Raw genomic sequence first — 5772 nt, 5'->3', positions numbered from 1 at the left:
GCGGCGGACACGACAGGGGGAAAACTGTAACCCATGTATCCGGTTCAAAGTGTTACCCATCTTTCAACTGGACACCGTCATCAACGGTTTCGCCAATCAGCAACGCTGCAAAATTGGCGTCGAGGCTGCGGCAGTCCCCTTCTCCCCGTCACTATACGGGGAGAAGATGCCGGCAGGCGGATGAGGGGTGGCGCAAACGCTCGGAATGAGCGGTCACCGGTCTAAGCTGAAGCGATTGTCCTGCCTACTCAGCCGGCTCGACATTGGTGTAGGCGGCTTGTTCGAGTTCGCGCTTCAGCCGTGACGCCTCTTCCACCTCCGGCGTGACGAAGCGGCCGAGCAGGAGATAGGCGACCGGCGTCAGGAACAGCGTCGAGACGGTGGCCAGACCCAGGCCGCCGACGATCACCCAGCCGAGCGCGATCCGCGCCTCGGCGCCGGCGCCGCTCGCCAGCACCAGCGGCACGCCGCCGAGCACGGTGCAGATCATCGTCATCATCACCGGCCGCAGCCGGATGGTGGAGGCCTGCTCGATCGCCTCACGCACGCCGAGCCCGCGGTCTCGCAACTGATTGGCGAACTCGACGATCAGGATGCCGTTCTTGGCCATCACGCCGACCAGCAGCACCAGGCCGATCTGGCTGTAGGCGTTGAGGCTGGTGCCGCTGAGCAAAAGGGCAAAGATCGCGCAGGCGAGGCCGAGCGGCACCGTCGCCATGATGATGACCGCGCTGACGAAGCTCTCGAACTGAGCGGCGAGCACCAAAAGGATGATGACTAGCGAGAAGCCGAAGATGGTGATCATGGCGCTGTTGGTCTCGCCCAGCGTCGCCGCCTCGGCCAAGGGGACGATGCGGCTGCCCGGCGGCAGAAGCGGCGTGGCGATTGCCTCGGCGCGGGTGAGCGCCTGGCCGAGCGCGAAATCGCCGCTGAGGTTGGAGGTGATCGCCACCGACGGCTGCTGCTGCTCGCGGGTCAGCGAGGGCGGTACGGCGCGCTCGGTCAAAGTGGCGATGGTCGACATCGGCACGAAGCGGCCGTCGGCCGTCTTCAGGAAGATGTTCTCCAAATCGGTCGGATCGTTGATCGGGTTGGTCGTCGAGACGAGCTTCACGCCGTAGCTGCGATCGGCGATATAGACGTCGACGACATCATTGCCGTCGAGCATGGCCTGGAAGGAATCGGCCAGCCTGGTGATGTCGATGCCGAGGTCGGAAGCGCGCTCGCGGTCGATGGCGACGGAAAGCTGGGGCTGCGTCGGGTCGACGGAGAGCCGGGGCGACTGGAATCGGGCGTCCTTCTGCATCTCGGCGATGATCTTCACCGCAGCGTCGCCGAGCGCCGCACGGTTGTTGCCGACCAGCGCGAACTGCAGGCCGTTGCCGGCGCCGCGAATCCCGAGGCTGTTGGGCTGCATCGGAAAGACGCGCACGCTCGGCACCTGCCGGGTGAGCCGTCTGATGTCGGCCATGATCTGCTGCTGGCTGCGGGTGCGCTCGTCCCATGGCGCCAGCGTCATCACCATGAAGCCGGCATTGTAGGCGCCGTTGCGGCCGGCGCTCTCGAACGTATTGCGGATTTCGCCGGAATCGCGCAGCGGCTCGATCAGTTTTTCGATCTTCTGCATCTGCTGCGTCGTGTAGTCGAGGCTGACGCCTTGCGGCGCGTCGACGCGCATGAGCACGACGGCACGATCCTCGGTCGGCGTCAGTTCCTGGCGAATCGTGCCGAACAGCGTGAAGGCGGTGGCTGCAAACAGCAGCGCGACCAGGAGCACGATCCACGGCGCATCGAGGCAGGTGCGCAGGCAGCGCCGGTAGAGCCTGTTCAGCGCGCCGCCGATGCGGGCGCCGATGCCGCTGCCGCCTTCGTGATGAAGCGGCGCGACCGACAGCATGCGCGAGGCAAGCATCGGACAAAGGGTCAGCGCCACGACGGCGGACAGAAGCACCGATATGGCGAGAACGAAGCCGAATTCGCGAAACAGGCCGCCGGTCTGGCCGGGCAGGAAGGAGATCGGCACGAAGACGGCGACCAGCGTCAGCGTCGTGGCGATGACGGCGAAGAACACTTCCTGGGCGCCAAGCACGGCCGCGGCGCGTGGCCCCATGCCTTCGTTGCGTCGTCGCACGATATTTTCCAGAACAACGATGGCGTCGTCGACGACCAGGCCCGTCGCCAGCACCAGGGCCAGCAGCGTCAATATGTTGACCGAGAAGCCGGCAAGATAGATGGCGGCGATCGTCCCGATCATGGCGACCGGCATCGCAAGCCCAGGAATGAGCGTCGCGCGCCAGTCGAGGAGAAACACATAGATGACGATCAGCACGATGGAGACGGACAGGCCGAGTGCGATCTCGACCTCATGCACCGCGCCGTTGACGAAGACCGCATCGTCGCTGGTGACCTTGATCGACATGCCCTGAGGCAGATCCGCCTGCAGCGCGGCGACGGCGGCCCTGACGCCGGTCGAAATATCCAGCGTGTTCGATTCCGCCTGGCGGATGATGCCGAGACCGATGCCGGTCTTGCCGTTCGATCGCAATGTGGTCTGACCGAAGTCGGGGCCGAGCGTGACGGTGGCGACGTCGCGGATGCGGGTCGTGCCGCCGATGATGATGTTTTCGAACTCCTCCGGCGTGGTCACGTCCGCCGTCGGACGCACGATCAGATCCTGGTTGGTCGTGGTGATCGAGCCGGCAGGCGAATCGAAAGCGACCGAGGCCAGCGCTGTCCTCAGGTCGGCGACGGTGAAGCCCAGGCCGGCGAGCTTGTTCTGATCGACATCGATGCGAAATATCTTGTCGCGGTCGCCATAGACCTGGACGTCGGCTACGCCAGGCACGGCGGCAAGCTCGTCCTCGATCTGGTCCTGGACCAGCACCGTCATGTCCTGCACCGACATGGTGTCGGAGGTGACAGCCAGCCGCATCACCGGCTCGGAATTGGCATCGGCCTTGACGATGCGAGGCGCATCCGCCGTATCCGGCATCTGGTCGGCGACGCGGCCGACGCCATCGCGCACATCGGAGGCGGCGACGTCGAGGTCGACGCCGTCGTTGAATTCGATGGTGACGCGGCTTGTGCCGAAGGACGAGGTGGACGAGATCGACTTCACACCAGAGACGCGGGCGACCGCGCCCTCAATCACGTCGGTCAATTCGCGGTCGACGGTCTCGGCTGCAGCGCCTTCAAAGGTCGTGTTGACGGTGACGACGGCGCGATCGACATCCGGCAGTTCGCGGATTTCGACACCGTAAAAGGCAGCAAGGCCGGCGACCGCGATCAGCGTGTTCAAAACGAAGGCCATCACCGGCCTGCGGATGAACAGCGCGGTGAATCCTGTGTCGCTGGCTGCGTTGTTGGTTGCGGTCATCAGCCGTCGGCGTCCGCGGCGCGCAGTTGTTCGCCGGCGATGCGGACCTCGCCGCCTTCGCTGACACTCTGGGTGCCCTCGGTCACCACCATGTCGCCGCTGACGATCGGGGCATCGATCAGCACGGTCTCAGTGTTGCGCTGGATGATGCGCACCGCAACCCGCTTGGCCTTGCCGTCCACGATGGTCCAGATATAGGCGCCGTCCGAACCCCATTGTATCGCCAGCGGACTGACCGCAGGATAGCTGTCGCCGGGGAACTTCATGGTGATCTGGAAGGACATGCCGGCACGCAGCGAATCGGCCGGATTGGCGATCTTTGCCTTGACCAGAAGGGTACGACTGGCTTCATCGATGTGGTTGTCGATGGCGGAGACCGTGCCGGTATAGGCTTTGTTTGGGTTGGCGATTGGCGTCGCCGACAATTGCGCGCCGACTTTGACGACGGCGGCGAAGCGCTCCGGCACCCAGAATTCGACCAGTATGCTGGAGCGGTCGTCAAGGGTGGCGACCGCCGACTGGCTGGTCACATAGTTGCCGGCTGATATCGGCAGGATGCCGACGACGCCGGCGATCGGCGCGACGATCGAGCGGCGCTGCAAGGCCAGTTCCGCATCGCGAAGCGCCAGCTTGGCATTGGCCAGCACCACCTCGGCATCGGCAACAGAGACCGCCGTCGCAGCGTTGGAAGCCCGCAACGATTTGACCCGGTCGAGCTTGGCCTGCGCGTCCTGCAAGGCAACCTTTGCGCGGTCCTGTGCGATCACCTCGGTGTCGGAATCGAGGGTGGCAATGATCTGTCCTTTTTCGACATGGGCGCCGGACTCGACCAGAAATTCGACCAGGCGGCCTGAACTGTAGGGATTGACCGTCACCGAGGCGTAGGCTCGGCCGGTGCCGATTGCCCGCAGGCGATCATTGATGACGGCCGTGGCCGCCGGCAATGCGACGATAGTCGCCAGTTGGCCGGCGTCGCTGCGGCGGCCCGCTTGCCCGGCGTTGTCGACGGCGCTCGTCGCTGTCGGAGGCGTCGCGGCATCAGCCCATTCGATGCCCCAGCGCGCCAGCACATCCGGCGCGCCTGGAAAAAAGCGAACCCAGGCGGCCGCGGCCGCGACGAGGATCACAAATGCAAAAACAATCTGTTTCCAGGCGGCCATCGGCACTCCGGTTGGCAAAGATACCGTCTACCCCTTCCCAAGCTGAAGTAGACGCGACAGCACCCTCCGACACAGGGGATGGCCCGTCGATATCAAAGCTTTATGGCAATTCTCCCGCTCGCTTGCACATTAAATCGGTGTAACGTTGGTAAGGGCCCCGGCTGGCTCACCGGCCGATCGGCGCGGGCGGCAGAGATCACCAATGCGCTCGCCGTTTCGATCGCCGCCTCAGGGCCATGCCGACGACGCCGCTCGGCAGGTCGTCCATCGGATCCCGTCTGCTTGCCCGCGGGGATTTTTTTACGTCGCGTGTGCGCCGCCGGGCACGACGACGCCGGACATCGCGATTCCGGCGGTTGCCGGATCTTCCTTCAGCGCCGCGTCCGCGAGCGAGACCACGCCCACCAGGCGCTTGTCGCGATTGAGGACAGGCAACCGCCTGACCTGGATATCACCCATGTTCTGGACGACGTGCTCGATATCTTCGTCCTCGAAGCAGTATTTGACATCCTCAGTCATCACGTCGCGGACCGTCGCGTTGCCGTCTTTGCCTTCGGCGACCGCACGCACGACGATGTCACGGTCGGTGATCGTTCCGACGAGTCGGTCGTTTTCTCCGACGGGGAGGAATCCGACATCGTCAACCGCCATTCGTTTCGCGATTTTCTGCAGTGACTCGTCAGGACTGGCGAGATGGACGTTGGGGGTCATTATCTCAGCGACTTTCATGGTGAATCTCCCTGTTCGTGCCCAGAACAGCACCACCGCCTGCGGTCGTAGAGCGATATTGGCCTGGAAGACTTGCTGAGGACCTCAGGCCTGTCGCGCTGCGACGCTCGCTCGGCGGTCCCGTTCTTCGCTGATGGAACTAAAAGCCGGGCCGAATGGTTCCAGCCGTGATCCTTGAATTTTCCTGTTTTGTTCCCATATTAAGCTCACAGGACCGGAGACGGCTCCGCCGCATGGGGACAGGTGAGTTCTTGGTCCCGTGCGGTTCAAATTTTCATGGTGAGAACCTTCGGATCGTGGCGATCCAGCCGGTCTACCGGAAGTTGTCCAGCCCGGAGACATAGGTAACAAATCGTACCTAAGACATGGTTGGTGCACCCTGAACTGAGACGCCAAAGCGAAACAGTTCTCCGCAAAAAAGATTGAAATCGTTGTTGACACTTTGGATGGGCGCCGACTATATACGCCTCACCAACGAGGGCGGCGCGCCGCTGGCGACGAAGAAGT

At 63.7% G+C, this 5772-nt stretch carries 4 protein-coding genes; 1 reads left to right on the top strand and 3 read right to left on the bottom strand.

The features are described from left to right. A partial coding sequence (locus AC0L28_RS34180) for a hypothetical protein (RefSeq protein WP_473482863.1) occupies nucleotides 1–184 on the top strand: 184 nt, incomplete at its 5' end. 60 nt (nucleotides 185–244) lie between these two features. Here the strand turns inward: AC0L28_RS34180 and AC0L28_RS34175 are convergent. From AC0L28_RS34175 to AC0L28_RS34165, 3 genes are all read right to left on the bottom strand, one after another. Then, on the bottom strand, nucleotides 245–3376 hold the full coding sequence (locus tag AC0L28_RS34175; protein ID WP_473482861.1) for an efflux RND transporter permease subunit: 3132 nt from the start codon (nucleotides 3374–3376) through the stop codon (nucleotides 245–247). After that, nucleotides 3376–4536: an efflux RND transporter periplasmic adaptor subunit gene (locus AC0L28_RS34170; protein ID WP_128171160.1), complete on the bottom strand. Its 1161-nt coding sequence runs from the start codon at nucleotides 4534–4536 to the stop codon at nucleotides 3376–3378. Before AC0L28_RS34170 ends, AC0L28_RS34175 begins: the two co-directional genes overlap by 1 nt. Before the next feature lie 300 nt (nucleotides 4537–4836). Next, the gene (locus tag AC0L28_RS34165; protein ID WP_023797535.1) at nucleotides 4837–5265 is read right to left on the bottom strand and encodes a CBS domain-containing protein; all 429 of its coding nucleotides are present in this window, start codon (nucleotides 5263–5265) and stop codon (nucleotides 4837–4839) included. Nucleotides 5266–5772: the final 507 nt, after the last annotated feature.

The organism is Mesorhizobium sp. WSM4847 (assembly GCF_055811335.1).
This window is presented reverse-complemented; position numbering and strand designations above follow the sequence as displayed.

Coding starts and splice junctions, on each gene's coding strand:
- AC0L28_RS34175 (WP_473482861.1), bottom strand. CDS start 3,376: ATGACCGCAACCAACAACGCAGCCAGCGACACAGGATTCACCGCGCTG.
- AC0L28_RS34170 (WP_128171160.1), bottom strand. CDS start 4,536: ATGGCCGCCTGGAAACAGATTGTTTTTGCATTTGTGATCCTCGTCGCG.
- AC0L28_RS34165 (WP_023797535.1), bottom strand. CDS start 5,265: ATGAAAGTCGCTGAGATAATGACCCCCAACGTCCATCTCGCCAGTCCT.